This is a genomic window from Bradyrhizobium sp. BR 10261 (assembly GCF_019455395.1).
In the GTDB taxonomy this organism is placed as follows: domain Bacteria; phylum Pseudomonadota; class Alphaproteobacteria; order Rhizobiales; family Xanthobacteraceae; genus Bradyrhizobium; species Bradyrhizobium manausense.
The window spans coordinates 1-16560 of sequence record NZ_JACOFQ010000049.1 but is presented as its reverse complement, the minus strand read 5'-3'; the positions used below and the strand labels follow the sequence as shown (position 1 = coordinate 16560).

The following is a 16560-nucleotide window of genomic DNA, read 5'->3' as shown; positions in this document are numbered from 1 at the left end:
ATCGCGCTTTAGCCGGCTGAGCGACCCGCCAGCCGTGCGCGAATATCCGGCTTCAGCACCTTGCCGACCTTGGAGCGCGGCAGATCGTCCCAGACCTCGATCTGCTTCGGTGTCTTGACGCTGCCGATCCGCTGCTTGACGAACGCTGCCAGCGCCGTCGCATCGATGCTCTGGCCGGCGCGGGGCTGCACCACGGCGACGATCCGCTCACCCCATTTCTGGTCCGGAAGCCCGATCACGGCGCAATCCTGCACCGCCTCATGCGCCCGCAGCGCGTTCTCGACCTCGATGGAGTAGACGTTGAACCCGCCTGTTATGATCATGTCCTTGGCGCGGTCCACGATATAGAGGTAGCCGTCGTCGTCGATGTAGCCGATGTCGCCGGTGTGGTGCCAGCCATGCGCCGACGCCTCCGCCGTGGCTTCGGGATTTTTGTAATAGCCTTGCATCACCAGCGAACCGCGAACCACGATCTCGCCACGTGCGCCTGATGGCAGCAGATTGCCGTCACCATCCATGATGCCGGCCTGCACCAGCGGACTGATCCGCCCGGCCGAAGCGAGCCGCTGCATCGCGATGGTGCCGTCGGCATTGTAATGCTCATCCGGTGCCATCATCGAGATCATCATCGGCGCTTCGGTCTGACCGAACAGCTGCGCCATCGGCCCGATACGCCGGAGCGCCTCCGCAAGCCGCGTGGCCGAGATGGGCGCCGCGCCGTACCAGAAACATTGCAACGATTCGAGCTTGGCGGAGTCCAGCCTCGGATGATCGAGCAGCATGTAGATCACGGTCGGCGGCAGGAAGGTGTGCGTGACATGGTAGCGCTCGATCAAATCGAGGAATTCGGCGATGTCGGGGTGATGCATGATCACGATGCGGCCACCGAGCGCCATGATCGGAAAGCACAGCACACCGGCCGCGTGGGTCAGCGGGGCGAGCGCGAGATAGACCGGACGGCCCTTGAACGGATAGCCCATCAGCGTCAGCGCCGTCATGGTCTCGATGTTGCGGCCCGACAGCATGACGCCCTTCGGCTTGCCGGTGGTGCCGCCGGTGCCGGGAATCATCGCGAGGTCGTCGACCGTCTCGCGCTGGTAGGGATCGTTGGGGAGGCCGGCGAGCCAGCTGTCGAACGAGGACGCGAAGGGCAATTCGGCATCGAGACAGACGAGCTTGCGCAGCTGCGGCAGCTCTGCGCGCACGGCCGCCACCATCGGCGCAAAGCTTGAATGAAACAGCAGCAGGCTGCAGTCGAATTGGTCGAGGATAACGCGGTTTTCGGGCGCCTCGTTGCGCGGATTGATCGGACACCAGACCGCGCCCGCGCGGGAAACGCCAAACACGCAGGCAAACGCGACCGGATCGTTGCCGGAGAGGATCGCAACCTTCTCGCCGGGCGCGATGCCCGACCGGTCGAGACCGCGGGCGACGCGATAGCTGAGCTGCTGCACCTCGCGATAGCTGAGATCTCGCCCGTCCATGGTCAAGCACGGCGCATCGGCGCCGAGCGAGGCGCCTTTGTCGAGATAATCGATGAAGCGCATGGTCGCCCCCGAAGTGGCAGCGGGTGACGCGGCAAGCCGCGCCACCCGCGATTGAGCTAATCGTGTACGGTCAGAACAGGCTTGCCGACCAGACCAAAACTGCGCAATTGCCCGAGCAGCTCGTGATGGCCGAAGGCCTGGCAGCCGGAGGCGAAGCCCACGCGCTTGGGCGGCTGCTGCAGCAGGTGCGCCGCGGCGTAGGCCTGCAGCATGCCGGTCTGCTTGTAGTTGCTGTTGCCATTGATGACGCAGTGCGCGCGCCCCAGCGGGCCGGAGGCATGCACCGAATCCAGCGACTTGTTGACGCGCGGGTTCTCGCGCGGCGGCATTTTGTTCATCACGCCGGCGGCGGTCTGCGCCAACGCGGCGTAGCGGTCGTCGGGGTTCATGTCCTTGGTCGCCTCCAGCGCGGCGGCGACAATCTGCGGCACGCCCAGCATCAGTGCGCGGTTGAACACGCCACCCAGCACCTTCACATTGGCCACGCGCGGATCGCGCTTGAACCACACGGGGTGCGAGGTGCCGCCCCAGGGCAGCGCCAGCGCCAACTCATGCTGGCCGGGGATGGCGAGGTTGGTGAGGCCGGCGTCGGGCTGGTGCTCGACATATTTGTTCTGCTCCAGGTAGTACGCCTTGGCCATCGCGGCATTGACCAGGATGGTCTGGGTCGAGGCGATGGTCGGGCTGCCGCCCCAGAACACGGCGATATCAAGCGTGTCGAGGCCGGGCGTCTCCAGGCACAGCTGGGCTGCGATCTCGCCGGTGGTGTACATCTGTGCAATGCCAGGCGCGAGCAGCAGGCCGGCATTGGCGAACTTGGTGCCCCACTCCTGCTCGAGCATGATCAGCCAGTCCTGCTCACCCGTGGTGTCGGTGTAGTGGCATCGGGAAGCCCAACACGCCTGCACCACCTCGTTGCCGAACCTGGCGAAGGGACCCACGGTGTTGAGCACCACGGAGGCGCCGTTGAACAACTCCGTCAGTGCGCTCACGGTGTGCGGCACTTCGACCACCTCATAGTCGGCGGTCTCGATGCCGGCCACGTTCGCCTTCATCGCGGCGTTGAGCTTCTCGGCGCTGCGCCCCGCAGCGACGAAGGGGATGTTGTATTCGCGTAAGTATTCGCAGACCAGCCGGCCGGTGTAGCCGGACGCGCCATAGACGATGACTGGCTTTTTCGCGCTCATAGCGTTCCTCCGAAATGCCTGATGTCAGGTTCTTTGTTACATGCCCATGCCACCATCGACCGGCAGTCCGATGCCGGTGATGAAACGGGCCTCGTTCGAGCACAGGAACACCGCGGCATTGGCGATGTCGCCGACTTCCGCGAGCTTGCCGAGGGGCGTCTGCTCCACCACTGAGCCGACCGCGGCGTTGACGTCGGGCGCAAGGCCGATCTTCACGATGTCGCTGGCCAGCTGCATGCCCATGTCGGTGGGGATCAAGCCGGGATAGATGCAGTTGACGCGCACGCCGAAACCGAGCTTGCCGGCTTCCATCGCGCCAACCCGTGTCATGCGATCGACCGCGGACTTCGTGCCGGAATAGACCGCGATGCTCGGGAAGGCGATCGTCGCCGCGACGGAGGCGATGTTGACGACCGCGCCGCCCTTGCCGGCCGGTCCGCCCGGCCGCATGGCGCGGAAGGCGTGCTTCATGCCGAGCACGGTGCCGACGATGTTGACGTCACACATCCGCCGCGCGTCCTCGGCCCTGACCTCCGAGATCAGCGACGTGATCTCGATGCCGGCATTGTTGATGAGAATGTCGTAGCCGCCGAGGGTGGCGATCGTCGCAGCAGTCGCTTTCTCCCACTGCGCATCGTCGCTGACATCGAGATGCACGAAGCCGGTCTTCACGCCGAGCCTGGCGATCTGGCCGGCGCTGTCCCTGCCGACGTCATCGAGGATGTCGCCGATCATGACCGCCGCACCGGACCGCGCCAGTGCCTCTGCAATAGCGGCTCCTATCCCGCGGGCTCCGCCGGTGACCAGGGCTTTGCGGCCATCAAGACTCTTCTCACTCATCGCACGTCCTCCCTTTGCTTGGCTGATCTGCTGGACTGATCTGTTCGCTGATGATCGGTGCGTGCTGCAATCGGCAGCACGGTGCCGGCGCGGGGGGCGCAACGGCATGCGAGTCCGTTCCGGCGGCGCGGCGCCGGTGGATGCGTTTCCTCCATGTGCTGGCGTCTTGACGACTGTCCAAATTCTTGGGCGCACACTCCTCCCGGAACTTGACATTTGTCAAGGTGAAAATTTGACAGTTGTCAAAGAGGATGGTCTGTAGGGGTGACGGATCGTGGTGACGAAGAGACCGGAGACAGCGCGACAATGGCGCGGCAAGCGACAGGAGCGGCGAAGCGTGAGGCCGTGGCGGAGGTCGTGCGGGACGACAAGTTCAACGCACGGCGGATCGAGCTGGCGGAGGCCGCACTCGAAACCCTGGGCGAGCTCGGCTTCGCCCGCACCAGCCTGCGCGAGATCGCGCAGAACTCGGCCTTCACGCACGGCGTGTTCCATTATTATTTCAGCGACAAGCTCGACCTGATCTGCTGTTGCGTGCGCCACTACAAGGCGAAGTGCGTGACACGCTATGACGAGGTCGTCGCGACGGCTACCAGCCGCGATGAATTGACGGAGGGGTTCCTCGCCAAGCTCGCAGCAACGCTGCAGAACGAAGCCCGGATGCACCGGCTCTGGTACGATTTGCGCTCGCAGGCGATGTTCGAGGCGGCGTTTCGCAAGGACGTGCTCGAGATCGACAAGAGTCTGGAGGCGATGATCTGGCGAATCGCCTCGCGCTATGCCGAGCTCGGCAACAAGCGGCCGGCATCGTCACCAGCCGCGCTCTATGCGCTGTTCGACGGTCTCTTCCAGGGTGCGCTGCTCAAGCACCTCGCAGGTGACAAGGCGGCGATTGCTGGACTGCTCGACGAAGTCCGGCGCCTGCTGCCGACGGTGTGCTGAGGCGTTTGCGCCTCGTCATTGCGAGCGCAGCGAAGCAATCCAGAATCTTTCTGCGGAGGGACTCTGGAGTGCTTCGCTGAGCTCGCAATGACGGTGGCGAGACAGCAGACACACTCTCTCAGTCGGCAATGGTGAAAGATTACGCCGCGCTCGCCGGCGGCAGGGCCAGCACCGAATAGATCGCCTGGGCGTCGCGCGAGGCGCGGAGCTTCTTGGCGATGTCCTGGTCGCGGAGCAGACGGGCGATGCGGGCGAGCGCCTTGAGGTGATCGGCGCCGGCGCCTTCGGGCGCGAGCAGCAGGAAGACGAGATCGACCGGCTGGCCGTCCATCGCCTCGAAATCGATCGGGCGATCGAGCCGGGCGAACAGGCCAAAGATCTTCTCGAGCTTGGGCAGCTTGCCGTGCGGAATGGCGACGCCATAGCCGACCGCGGTGGTGCCGAGCTTCTCGCGCTGGAGCAGCACCTCGAACACCGAGCGCTCGTTCTGTCCGGTCAGTTCGGCCGCCTTGGCCGCGAGCTCCTGGAGCGCCTGCTTCTTGCTGTTGACCTTCAATGCCGGGAGAATCGCCTCGGGTGCGACCAGATCGGTAATCGGCATGGAAGTGTTCCGAGGTGAATTAAACCGTCAAGTTCCGATTTGGCCGTCTCGCCAGAAGCGAGCCCGACCGGCGTCAAGAAGGTCAAGCAGAAGGGGGACTTAGCCCCGGTCTTGATGTGGGCCGCTTCTACTCCAACGCAATCCCGGTGCCAACTGCTGCGTGCGGCTTGTCCCGGTCATTGTTAAGACCTGTGGTTGATACGGGGGGTACCCTTTCGGGAGCAGATTCTTTGTTTTGACGGGGTTTTCTTAACGCGAACCGGCTTCCACTTCGCTCGAAAACGCTCTAGCCGCCGGATTTGTCACCCGGCGGGTCGATCCAGCCGACATTGCCGTCGGCCCGGCGGTAGATGATGTTCACCCGGCCCGAGGAGCCATGCTGGAATACCAGGCAGGGCGCCCCGCTGAGGTCGAGTTCCATGACGGCTTCGCTGACCGACATCTGCTTCAGCGAGGTCGTGGCCTCGGCGATGATCACCGGGCTGTAGCCGGTAACTTCCTCATCATCGTCCCCCTCGCCGGGGGCCTCGAGCACATAGGCGGTGGCGTCGAGCGCGGCCAGCGCCGCGGAGGCGACATGGGCCTTGCGGGCTGAGCGGTCCTTGAGGCGGCTCTTGTAGCGCTTGAGGCGCTTCTCGATCATGATCAGGGCCTGGTCGGCACTGGCATAGGCGTCCGGCGCGTTCGAATCCGCTTCCAGCGTAATTCCCGAATCGAGATGCAGCGCGCAGTCGGTGCGGAAGCCGAAGCCATCCTTGCTGAGCGTGATGTGGCCGGAATAATTGCCGTCGAAATATTTACGCAGGACCTCTTCAGTCCGGTCAGTGACGCGGCCGCGAAGGGCCTCACCGACACTGACGCTCTTGCCCGAAATCCGAAGAGTCATGTGATGCCTCGCTTGGTTCAATTGGCTAAGATGCGATGACGCGTCATCGCATCTTAGGTCATTTCCCTGCGCATGATCTTGTCGGAAAACCGCCGGACACTTTTCCGGATCATGCGCCTGCTTGGATCGGTCGCGAATGGGGGAAGAGAGTAGCGCGATTTCGCGCCAGCGCAATCAGGCCGGTTCGGTGTTGCGGGAGCGATCGGACATGGCGGTGGAAAGGACGTTACCAAGAGCGCTCTGCTTGTCGCGGCGGCGTTGCACCGAGGACGGAATGCGCATGGCTTCGCGGTACTTCGCGACCGTGCGGCGGGCAATATCAATGCCCGAGGCGCGCAAGCGTTCCACGATGGTATCATCCGACAGGATCGCCGTCGGCGCTTCCGAATCGATCAGCTGCTTGATGTGGTGACGCACCGCTTCGGCCGAATGCGCCTCGCCGCCGTCGGCCGAGGCGATCGAGGCCGTGAAGAAATATTTCAACTCGAATGTGCCGCGATTTGTCGCCATGTACTTGTTGGCGGTGACGCGCGACACGGTGGATTCGTGCATCTGGATGGCGTCGGCAACCGCCTTCAGATTCAGCGGCCGCAGATGCGCGACGCCATGGGTGAAGAAGCCGTCCTGCTGGCGCACGATCTCGGTGGCGACTTTCAGGATGGTGCGGGCGCGCTGGTCGAGCGCGCGCACCAGCCAGGTCGCATTCTGCAGCGCGTCCGTAAAATACGACTTGTCGCCGTCCTTGCCGATCTTCTTCGACAGCTCGGAGTAATAGGTCTGGTTGACCAGCACGCGCGGCAGAGTGTCGCTGTTGAGCTCGACATGCCAGCCGCCGTCAGGACCCGGCCGGACATAGACATCCGGCACCATGGTCTGGAGCCGCGCCGAGCCGAACTTCATGCCGGGCTTGGGATTGAGCCGCCTGATCTCGCCGATCATGTCGGCGATGTCCTCGTCGTCGACGCCGCAGAGCTTGCGCAAGGATGCGATGTCGCGCTTGGCGAGGAGATCGAGATGCTCGACGAGGGCCTGCATCGCCGGATCGTAGCGGTCGAGCTCGCGGAGCTGGATCGCGAGGCACTCGCTCAAGGACCGTGCACAGACGCCGGGCGGATCGAATTTTTGCAGCACGGCAAGAACGTCCTCGACGTCCTCTTGCGTTGCGCCGAGCCGCTCGGCCGCACCGCCGAGATCGGGCGGCAGATAACCGGCTTCGTCGACGAGGTCGATCAGGTATTGGCCGATCATGCGCTGCGCCGCGCCGGTGAAGGCGACCGAGAGCTGCTCGGCGAGATGGTCCGACAGCGTTGTCTCGGCCGCGACAAAAGCTTCGAGATTGTAGTCTTCGTCACCCGAGGCACCGCCGCCCCATTCGGTGTAGGTGGTCGGCGCCGCGTCCTGGGCGTTGCGCGCGGCCGCCTCGGCCGGCTCCTCGGAGAAGACGTTGTCCAGGCCCGTGTCGAGGGTCTGCTCGATCTCGGCGCGGGAGCCGAGATCCTTGCTCATCCACTCTTCCTGGCCCGGCTCGAAGGCCTCGCCGCTGCCGCCAAAGCCGTCGTCGGCGCCAGTCCCCTCACCAGGACCGTCGCCGTGGCTGACCGAATCGTCGTCACCATGGCTGTCGCTGAACTGGACGGTCTCGGCCGTTGCTTCGCCGCCGCCCTCGTCATTGGCCCGTTCCAGCAGAGGGTTACGCTCGAGTTCCTCCTCCACGAAGGTGGTGAGATCGAGATTGGACAATTGCAGCAGCTTGATCGCCTGCATCAGCTGCGGCGTCATGACCAGCGACTGCGATTGCCGGAACTCTAATCTCTGCGTAAGCGCCATGAAGCAAGAACCGTTCCCAAAAAATTGGTCCGATTTTTGCTTATCCTAGTCCGAGCCCGATGTACACGTCTTGACGAAACGCAAAAACGGGCTAGAGGCGGAATTCCTCGCCAAGGTAAAGGCGGCGGACATCCGGATCCGCGACGATCTCGTCCGGGGTTCCCTCTGTCAAGATCTCACCGGCATAGACGATATAGGCGCGATCGGTCAGGCCGAGCGTCTCGCGCACATTGTGGTCGGTGATCAAGACGCCGATGCCGCGATTGGTGAGGTGGCGGACGAGGTCCTGAATGTCGCCGACCGCAATCGGATCGATGCCCGCGAAGGGCTCGTCGAGCAGCATGTAGTTGGGACGCGTCGCCAGCGCGCGCGCGATCTCGACGCGGCGGCGCTCACCGCCCGACAGCGCGATCGAAGGCGATTTCCGCAGGCGCGTGATGTTGAATTCGTCGAGCAGCGAGTCGAGCTGCTGCTCGCGCTTCTTGCGCGAAGGCTCGACCACTTCGAGCACGGCGCGGATGTTCTGCTCGACGGTGAGGCCGCGGAAGATCGAGGCTTCCTGCGGCAGATAGCCGATGCCGAGCCGCGCGCGCTGATACATCGGCAGCTTGGTGACATCGTGGCCGTCGAGCTCGATCGCGCCGCGATCGGCCTTGATCAGGCCTGTTATCATGTAGAACACGGTGGTCTTGCCGGCGCCGTTCGGACCGAGCAAACCGACCGCTTCGCCGCGGCGCACATAGATGCTGACGCCGCGCACGACCTGGCGGCTGCCGAAACTCTTTTCCACGCTATGCACAGCCAGGAAGCCAGGCCGCCGCAACAGCTGCGGCGCGCCTGCGCCATTCGCCTTGGAACTGGATCTGGCCTGGGGAGGCGGCGCCGCCGCCGGTCGTGGCCGCGGCGGAGCCTCGACGCCATAGGGATCCGCGGCCTGCATCGGCTGGTCACGCGCGATCGGCAGTGCATCCCTGACAGGACTCGGCATGAGCCCGCCGACGCTGTCACCGAGCGCGGTGATGTCCTGACGGGCAAATCCTGGCCGGCCGCGCTTGGCGGGGCGCCGTCGGAACATGCTGAAAAGATCGACCATCCCCGCCTTCTAGCCTTTCACGACAATCTTGCACGACGATCGTGCGTGATCTCGCGATCTGCTGCGCCGGCCCCAGCGATTCGCCAGCACAGCATGAGTGAAGGGATGTCTCATGCCCAGTGAAACACGCCCGAAAAGCGGCGAACCCCGCTTCGAAAGCCCTGCGCGCTAGATACAATCTTGTCGGGCCGGCTTCAACCTGGCGACCTCGAATTATTATATAAGCTATTGATTTACTTTGGCTTACCCGGAATGAGCGACGGTATCGCCGGGCCGGAGCCAGGCGTTGCGGGCGTCCCGCATTTGCCATTGCCGCCGCCCTGGGACTGGATGAACAGGCCCTGCACCTTGCCGCTGTCGGATTCCACCCGCGAGACGCCGGTGGTCATGTCGACCATCAGACGGTCGCCGCGCAGCACGTTCTGGCACTGGGTCAGCACCACCTGGCCTGCAGACCCGCCCAGCATGGTGATGAGGTTGGTCTTGGTGTCGAACACGGCGGTCTCGCCGGTCACGACCTGGTCCTTCTGGGTGACGACGACATTGCCGCGCGCTTCCAGCCGCTTGATCGAGGAGGCGCCACCCGGCCCCGGCGTCGCGGCCTGCATGGAAGGTGCTGCTTTCGCGCCTTTCGCCGGTGCGGGCTGTACCGGTGCGGGCTGCTTGTCGCTGCTCGATTCGTAGAACACCACCAGCGTCTTCGAGGTCATGGTGGTGTCGCCCTGCACGACCTTCACATTGCCGGAGAAGGTTGCCTCCTTCTTCTTGTCACGCATTTCGAGCGCGGCGGCCTCGATCTGGATCGGCTGATCGCGGTTCTGCGAAAAGCCCTGCATCGCGTTCGGTACGCCTTGCATCGTGCTCTGCGCGACCGCTGCGCCTGTGGCGATGCTCAGCGCAGCCGCTGCGATGATGGCGCGACGCTTGACGTCATTGCGCGGGAAAACATGAGCCATGAAAATCACTTTGAATTCGAATTCGCAGACTTGCTCTTCTTCGCCGGCGGCGGCGCGACCGGCGCGGGCTGCGCGACCGGCGCGGGCGTTGCATCATCCGTGCTGATCTTGTCCAGATGCATCACCACATTGCCTTCGAAACGGATGACGTCGCCGCCTTCGGTGATGCGCAAGCGATCGGCGGTCAGCGTGCCGTTGGTCAATTTGACGTCGACATGCTCATCCGAGGAGACCGTGCCCTTGTTCATGTCGACGAAGGCCGAATTCAGCCGCGCCTCGTAGCCGGTCGAGGTGCGCACGAAGACGTCCTTGTGCAAATCGAGCTGCTGCTGCTTGTTGTCGAAGCGGCCGGTGCGGGCATCGAGGAACACGGTCGACTGGTCTTCCATCAACACTTTCGCGCGCAGATCGTTGAGGTCGACATGATCGGGGTCGGTGATGTCCTGCGTCGCAGTCTTGGCCCACAGCTCGTAGGGCCGCTGGTCCGGCGTGAAGCCTGAGAGGTGCGGCGATTCCATCGTGATCTTGGTGCCCGTGACCACGAGGTTCCCGGAGTCGAGCTTGATGGGGATCTGGAAGGGATTGAGCAAGGTCGAGACCAGGACAATTGCAGCCAGGGACGCAGCCACCGTCACCGGGACTGCGATGCGCAGAATCCGCACCAGACGGCTGTGGCGCGCCGCGCTGGCAAACTTCGCCGCAAGCGCAGCGTCGTAGGTGGGAAACTGGGCCGAATTCACCGCTGCTCCGGGTGTCGCTCGCCTTGTCCGGTTCAAGGCCGCGCCATTGTACCCGCGACCGCTGGAATATGCAGCCCGCGACAAACCGGCACGAAAGTGTCCGAAACGAGGCGGCAGCCCTGGTCCGCTTGCTGTCATTCCGGGGCGATGCGAAGCATCGAACCCGGAATCTCGAGATTCCGGGTTCGGCTCTTCGAGCCGCCCCGGAATGACGTCGAAACGATCTCAGGAATGCGCGAAAATGTCCTCTTCCTCCCAGCCTTGGAGGTCGAGCAAAGCGCGGGTCGGCAGGAAGTCGAAACAGGCTTTTGCCAGCGCCGTGCGGCCCTCCCGGACCAGCATGGCGTCCAGCCGCTCGCGTAAGGCATGCAGATGCAGCACGTCGGAGGCGGCATAGGCCAGCTGCGGCTCGCTCAGGCTGTCGGAACCCCAATCGCTGGACTGCTGCTGCTTGGAGAGGTCGACATTGAGCACCTCGCGGACGAGATCCTTGAGGCCGTGGCGGTCGGTATAGGTGCGGGTCAGGCGGGAGGCGATCTTGGTGCAGTAGATCGGGCCCGTCATCACACCGAAGGTCTGGTACAGCACCGCGACGTCGAACCGGGCGAAATGAAAGATCTTGGTGATGGCGGGATTGGCCAGCAGCGCCTTCAAATTCGGCGCATCGGTGTGGCCCTTGGGGATCTGCACCACGTCGGCGCTGCCGTCGCCCGGCGAGAGCTGGACCACGCAGAGCCTGTCGCGGTGCGGGTTGAGCCCCATGGTCTCGGTGTCGATCGCCACCGCGCCGGTGTAGCGGGAGAGGTCAGGCAGGTCACCGCGGTGCAGGCGTACGGTCATGACGTTTCAAACCCCTCAAATCGAATCGGTCGCTCGGCAGCATAGGCAAATCGGATGGTCCGCGATTTAGCCATTAGGGACAGGCCGCGCAAGCCGCGACGGCTCAGATCGCCGCCAGCATGATGCAGACCATCGCCGCCACGGTGGTGCGGCTGGCGCCGTCGCGGAAGGCGTAGATGATGGGGTCATCAGGCATCTCGCGGCGATGCGCGATCATCAGGGCCCGGCCGAACCAGTAGAGCAGCAGCGGCGCGAGCAGCCACAGCATCCAGGGCCGGCTGTAGAGCGGCGTCACCGCCGAGGACGAGACGTAGAGCGCAAACACCGTCACCGCATTCATCGCGCTCGCCGCCGCCATCGCGGCGATGATGTGGAGATCGCTGATGCGGTAGTCGCGGTTGGAGGGATCGGCGAGGCCCTCGTCCTGGCGCAGGCTGAGCTCGCTGAAACGCTTGATCAGCGCCAGCGAGGTGAACACGAACAGCGAGAACACCATCAGCCATTCCGACAGTATCACGCCGGCGGCGACGGCGCCGGCGACAATGCGCAGGCAATAGAGGCCGGCGAGCGTGACCACATCGACCAGCATCTTGCGCTTGAGCACCAGCGAATAGGCGATGGTGGTGACGAGATAGGCGACGAGCACGCCGAGGAAGGTCGGGGAAATGCAGAGGCTGGCAGCGAAGGCGAACAGCCACAGCACGGGGATCGCCGACAGCGCCGACGAGATCTTGAGGTCACCCGCGGCCAGCGCGCGGTGGCGCTTGGTCCGATGCTGGCGATCGGCGGCGAGGTCGAGCAGATCGTTCATCAGATAGGCGCCCGAGGCGCAGGCCGAGAACGCCAGGAACGCCAGCAGCGTGGTGCCGAGCGTTGCGACATTGACCTGATGCGCGGTGAGAACAGGCACGAACACCAGCGTGTTCTTGGCGTATTGATAGAGCCGCAGCGCCTTCGCCCAGGTGCGAAGACTGGCGCGATCACGATCGACGTGGTCGATGCATTCGATCGCGGCGCGATCGAACGGCAGATTGTCGCCGGCCGCAAGGTCGGCTGGGGTCACGACGCCGTCGAAGCCGAGATGCGCCGAGATGCCCGCCGCCTGGTCGGCAAAGCGCTCCGCGACCAGAAAGATCTTCGCGCCCCGCGCCCGCGCCGCCAGTGCCCGGTTCAGCACCTCGGCATCATAGGGCAGGCGGGCGTAGTCGATCCTGGCGCGTGCCAGAACCTCCGTCATTACAGCCATGCCCGGACGTCCGCGCGCTCCGAAACGGGCCAGCATGCGGGCAGGGGCAGAGAACAGCGCCTCCATCAGCAATTCCGAGCGCAGCAGGGCGCCTTCGAGATCGATGACGAGAGTACGGGCCGGCGCCGGCCTCGCCTGCGGCGCGGCCTCACTCGGATCGTACTGCCAGGCGGGTTGCTCCATCCGAAAACGCTCTGACTTGCCGCGACCCGGCCGGCCCCAAGGGCTGGCGGGCAGCGGGAAAAGGACGGCCGCGAGCCTAGGCGGCATTGGCTAAGGGCGGCTTAACCCTTCGGCAAAGGGGACCGCGAAGCCAGCTGTTGCAGGGATCCCACAATCCGGCACGCGCTGGATATACCAGCCGAACCCGAGGTCCGAGCCGGTGGTAATCGGCGGCGCCGACCCTATCTGAGCCCGGTTTCTCACACGCATCAGGTGCCATGACAGACCAGACGCTCGCCGCGCCGATCGACGATCAGCAGCAAAGCCAGCGCGGCTTTACGCGCTACCAGTCGCTCCTCGTGGCGCTGCTCGCTTTCGCGCAGTTCACGATCATTCTCGACTTCATCATCATGTCGCCGCTCGGCGCCATCATGATGCCCTCGCTCGACATCACGGCCGGGCAATTCGGCGTCGCGGTGTCGGCCTACGCCTTCAGCGCCGGCTTGTCGGGCATCCTCGCCGCCGGCTTTGCCGATCGCTTCGACCGCAAGCGGCTGCTGCTGTTCTTCTATGCCGGGTTCACGCTCGGAACCCTGCTGTGCGCGCTGGCGCAGAATTATCATGTGCTGCTGCTCGGCCGCATCGTCACCGGCCTGTTCGGCGGCGTGATCGGCTCGATCGTGCTCGCCATCGTCACCGACCTGTTCGCGCTGCATTTGCGCGGCCGCGTGATGGGGTTTGTGCAAACAGCCTTTGCCGCGAGCCAGGTGCTCGGCGTTCCCGCCGGGCTGTTCCTGGCCAATCACTGGAATGGGCATGTCTGCTTCTTTGCGATCGTCGGCCTGTCGATCCTGTCGATCGCCGTCATCGCCTTTGCCATGGAGCCAGTCGATGCGCATCTGAAGCTGAAGCAGGATCGGAACCCGTTCCACCATCTGGTCGCGACGGTCAGCGAGCCGCGCTACACGCTGGCCTTCGCGGTCACGACCTTGCTGGCGACGGGCGGCTACATGCTGATGCCGTATTCCAGCGCCTTCACCGTGAACAATATCGGCATCGACATCGTGCATCTGCCGACGATCTATCTGGTCTCCGGCCTGTTCAGCATCGTCACCGGACCGCTGGTCGGCCGCGCGGCCGACGCGTTCGGCAAATATCCGACCTTCGTGTTCGGCTGCGCGATGACCATCGCTATGGTGCTGATCTACACCCATCTCGGCCACGTCTCGCTGGCCACAGCGATCGCCGTCAACGTGCTGCTGTTCGTCGGTATCTTCTCGCGCATGATCCCGTCGCAGGCGCTGATCTCGGCCATCCCCGATCAGAGCCAGCGCGGCGCGTTCAGCGCGGTCAGCGCCTCGCTGCAGCAGCTCTCCGGCGGCCTCGGCTCGGTGCTCGCGGCCGCGATCATCTCGCAACAAGCCGACGGCTCGCTGCTGCATTTCGAGCGGATCGGCTACGTCGTCGTCACGACCACTGTTATCACGCTGGTGGCGATGTATTTCGTGCAGAAGGGGGTGGCGGAGAAGGCGGGGAAGCGGGTGGTGTGAGGGCGTCTCTTGCCGCTTCCTAGAGCATGATCCGGAAAAGTGTGATGCGGTTTTCCGAAAAGATCATGCTCAAACAAAGAGCTAAAGCGCGATAACGGTTCAACCCAATCTCATCGCGCTTTAGGTCCGGTGACAGCCGGAGCTATCTGACGTCAGCGTTCCGTCGAGCCGCATCAGTGCCGTGTCCGGATTGCACAGGAGCGAAGGTTGCGTGACCTTGTCCATGATCTGACGCCCGGCTTGCTGAAAGATTTCCTTTAGCCCTCCGCCCGACACGACGATTAGATCGGCGTCCGTCAGCTCCTGATAGGATGGTTGGGTCATTTCCCTTCTCCTTCGACTTCACTGGGGCTTGCCGTGCCACTGCACGCCGCCGTCCGAGGAAACCGACCAAACACCGTTCACACCGCCAAGGCTGCCCGGCCACGTAACAGCCATACCGCCATTGCTTTTCGTTCCCCAGGCGATAGCTCCGGTATGTCCTGATGTGCCGAAATTACCTGATCCTCCCGCAACGTCGTCGAGCCGGTCGAGGGACAGTTCATCGATGTCTGACATTGCGCACATGGTCTTCTCTCCATCCGAAGGTCATCCCGCCCATCGGGTTGATGCCGCACCTTGCCTCAGAGCCGGTGTTCCGACCGTGAGTAGGATCACGCAGCAGATGGAGCAGGAGCTTGTTGCTGGAGCAGTGCGGACTTCCGCCGGCATGTTGGGCGCGCGTCCCGCCTCAACAGCCGCGTGGCCCAACTTCGCGAGCGGCGGGCGTCATCAATGCTTTCGTTCCGAGAGAAACCTTCCGGTCGCGCTTGCCAACCAGCGCTCATACGTCAGCAGGTACGATCTTGCGAAAGCAGTCGACGCCCGTGATGGCGTGTTGCCGAGGCCGAGACATCGAGAGAACCATCTGTGCCACCCGCCTGTCCCCATGGGAGACAGAAAACCCTCAGTTCTCAAGGGCTTCGAGCACGATCATTGTCTCGATGACGGTGGTGCCCAGGAAAGGACTCGAACCTTCACGGCCGTTAAGCCACTGGCACCTGAAGCCAGCGCGTCTACCAATTCCACCACCTGGGCATGCCGTTTGGGGCACGGAGGCGGTTACTACGGTTCGGTGACGCCGTTGTCAATTCATGGTTCTGGATGCCGATTGCGCATCGCACACCGCCCCGGTAGAAGCCTGATATCGCGTACTCTTCCTGCAGGAATGGACCTCCATGGCATCGAATCTGGAAACTCTCGTCACGGTTTTCGGCGGATCGGGGTTTTTGGGCCGGAATGTGGTTCGGGCGCTGTGCCGGCGGGATTACCGGATCCGGGTTGCGGTGCGGAGGCCGGAACTCGCCGGCCACCTGCAGCCCTCGGGCAAGGTCGGCCAGGTCCACACCATCCAGGCGAACCTGCGCTACCCTGGATCGGTCGAGGCGGCGGTGCGTGATTCGCATGTCGTGATCAATCTGGTCGGCATCCTCACCGAGGGCGGCGCCCAGACCTTCGACGCCGTCCAGGCCAAGGGCGCCGAGACCGTCGCCAAGGCGGCGGCCGCGGCGGGCGCCGACCTGATCCATGTCTCGGCCATCGGCGCGGATGCTGATTCGCCCTCGCGCTATGCCAAGGCCAAGGCCGCCGGCGAGGCCGCGGTGAGCGCGGCGGTGCCGTCGGCCACGATCTTCCGCCCCTCCGTGATGTTCGGCCCCGAGGACCAGTTCACCAACCGCTTCGCGGCCCTGGCGCGGCTGTCGCCAGTGCTGCCGCTGATCGGCGGGAGCACCCGAATGCAGCCGGTTTATGTCGGCGATGTCGCTACCGCGATCGCGGATGCCGTCGACGGCAAGGCCAAGGCGGGCGCGACCTACGAGCTCGGCGGGCCTGAGGTGCTGACCATGCGCGAGATCATCGAGGCCATTCTCGCTATCACCGACCGCAAACGCACCCTGGTGCCGCTGTCGTTCGGCCTCGCCCGCCTCAAGGCCGCCCTCCTGCAATTCGCCCCTGGTACCTTCAAGCTGACGCCGGACCAGGTCACGCTGCTCGAGCGCGACAATGTCGTGTCGGACGCGGCGAAGGCCGCCGGCCTGACGCTGGAAGGGCTCGGCATCACCCCCGATTCGCTGGAAGCGATCGCCCCGCAATATCTCTGGCG

At 64.2% G+C, this 16560-nt stretch carries 16 protein-coding genes and 1 tRNA gene; 3 read left to right on the top strand and 14 right to left on the bottom strand.

The window, feature by feature from the left end; translation table 11 throughout:
• Window positions 1–8: 8 nt before the first annotated feature.
• The 3 genes from HYH07_RS34515 to HYH07_RS34505 are packed head-to-tail and all read right to left on the bottom strand — an operon-like array spanning window position 9 to window position 3574.
• On the bottom strand, window positions 9–1547 hold the full coding sequence (locus HYH07_RS34515) for an AMP-binding protein (protein WP_220006648.1): 1539 nt from the start codon (window positions 1545–1547) through the stop codon (window positions 9–11).
• Window positions 1548–1603: 56 nt separating this feature from the next.
• Entirely contained in the window at window positions 1604–2734 is a 1131-nt protein-coding gene (locus tag HYH07_RS34510; protein WP_220006647.1) for a DUF5938 domain-containing protein, read from the bottom strand.
• A 36-nt stretch (window positions 2735–2770) separates the two neighbouring features.
• Complete coding sequence (locus HYH07_RS34505; RefSeq protein WP_220006646.1) at window positions 2771–3574, bottom strand: SDR family NAD(P)-dependent oxidoreductase; 804 nt, start codon at window positions 3572–3574, stop codon at window positions 2771–2773.
• A gap of 306 nt (window positions 3575–3880) precedes the next feature.
• Between HYH07_RS34505 and HYH07_RS34500 the strand changes: the two genes are divergently transcribed.
• Complete coding sequence (locus tag HYH07_RS34500) at window positions 3881–4516, top strand: TetR/AcrR family transcriptional regulator (RefSeq protein ID WP_220006645.1); 636 nt, start codon at window positions 3881–3883, stop codon at window positions 4514–4516.
• A 139-nt stretch (window positions 4517–4655) separates the two neighbouring features.
• On the opposite strand, the gene ptsN is transcribed toward HYH07_RS34500, so the two are convergent.
• From ptsN to HYH07_RS34460, 8 genes are all read right to left on the bottom strand, one after another.
• Window positions 4656–5117, bottom strand: coding sequence for a PTS IIA-like nitrogen regulatory protein PtsN (gene ptsN, locus HYH07_RS34495; RefSeq protein ID WP_027528272.1), 462 nt, complete (start codon window positions 5115–5117; stop codon window positions 4656–4658).
• Window positions 5118–5403: 286 nt separating this feature from the next.
• Window positions 5404–6003, bottom strand: a complete 600-nt coding sequence (hpf, locus tag HYH07_RS34490; protein WP_220006644.1) for a ribosome hibernation-promoting factor, HPF/YfiA family — start codon at window positions 6001–6003, stop codon at window positions 5404–5406.
• Window positions 6004–6177: 174 nt separating this feature from the next.
• Window positions 6178–7830: an RNA polymerase factor sigma-54 gene (gene rpoN, locus HYH07_RS34485; protein ID WP_220006643.1), complete on the bottom strand. Its 1653-nt coding sequence runs from the start codon at window positions 7828–7830 to the stop codon at window positions 6178–6180.
• A gap of 91 nt (window positions 7831–7921) precedes the next feature.
• The gene (lptB, locus tag HYH07_RS34480) at window positions 7922–8923 is read right to left on the bottom strand and encodes an LPS export ABC transporter ATP-binding protein (RefSeq protein ID WP_220006642.1); all 1002 of its coding nucleotides are present in this window, start codon (window positions 8921–8923) and stop codon (window positions 7922–7924) included.
• A 233-nt stretch (window positions 8924–9156) separates the two neighbouring features.
• Window positions 9157–9879 (bottom strand): LptA/OstA family protein, encoded by a 723-nt coding sequence (locus HYH07_RS34475; RefSeq protein ID WP_220006641.1) that lies wholly within the window; start codon window positions 9877–9879, stop codon window positions 9157–9159.
• Between the two features lie 5 nt (window positions 9880–9884).
• A complete protein-coding gene (gene lptC / locus HYH07_RS34470; RefSeq protein ID WP_220006640.1) occupies window positions 9885–10619 on the bottom strand; it encodes an LPS export ABC transporter periplasmic protein LptC in 735 nt (244 codons plus the stop codon).
• A 225-nt stretch (window positions 10620–10844) separates the two neighbouring features.
• Complete coding sequence (locus HYH07_RS34465; protein ID WP_057752212.1) at window positions 10845–11459, bottom strand: ribonuclease D; 615 nt, start codon at window positions 11457–11459, stop codon at window positions 10845–10847.
• Window positions 11460–11562: 103 nt separating this feature from the next.
• Window positions 11563–12888 (bottom strand): UbiA family prenyltransferase, encoded by a 1326-nt coding sequence (locus HYH07_RS34460; RefSeq protein WP_220006639.1) that lies wholly within the window; start codon window positions 12886–12888, stop codon window positions 11563–11565.
• 257 nt (window positions 12889–13145) lie between these two features.
• On the opposite strand from HYH07_RS34460, the gene HYH07_RS34455 reads away from it, so the two are divergent.
• On the top strand, window positions 13146–14417 hold the full coding sequence (locus HYH07_RS34455; protein ID WP_220006638.1) for an MFS transporter: 1272 nt from the start codon (window positions 13146–13148) through the stop codon (window positions 14415–14417).
• Window positions 14418–14537: 120 nt separating this feature from the next.
• Here HYH07_RS34455 and HYH07_RS34450 read toward each other — a convergent pair whose 3' ends face one another.
• From HYH07_RS34450 to HYH07_RS34440, 3 genes are all read right to left on the bottom strand, one after another.
• Window positions 14538–14741: a hypothetical protein gene (locus tag HYH07_RS34450; RefSeq protein ID WP_220006637.1), complete on the bottom strand. Its 204-nt coding sequence runs from the start codon at window positions 14739–14741 to the stop codon at window positions 14538–14540.
• A gap of 18 nt (window positions 14742–14759) precedes the next feature.
• Complete coding sequence (locus tag HYH07_RS34445) at window positions 14760–14975, bottom strand: hypothetical protein (RefSeq protein WP_220006636.1); 216 nt, start codon at window positions 14973–14975, stop codon at window positions 14760–14762.
• 432 nt (window positions 14976–15407) lie between these two features.
• A tRNA-Leu gene (locus HYH07_RS34440) sits at window positions 15408–15494 on the bottom strand.
• Window positions 15495–15634: 140 nt separating this feature from the next.
• Here HYH07_RS34440 and HYH07_RS34435 point away from each other — a divergent pair.
• Window positions 15635–16560 (top strand): complex I NDUFA9 subunit family protein (locus tag HYH07_RS34435; RefSeq protein ID WP_220006635.1); only part of this gene is annotated, 926 nt, incomplete at its 3' end.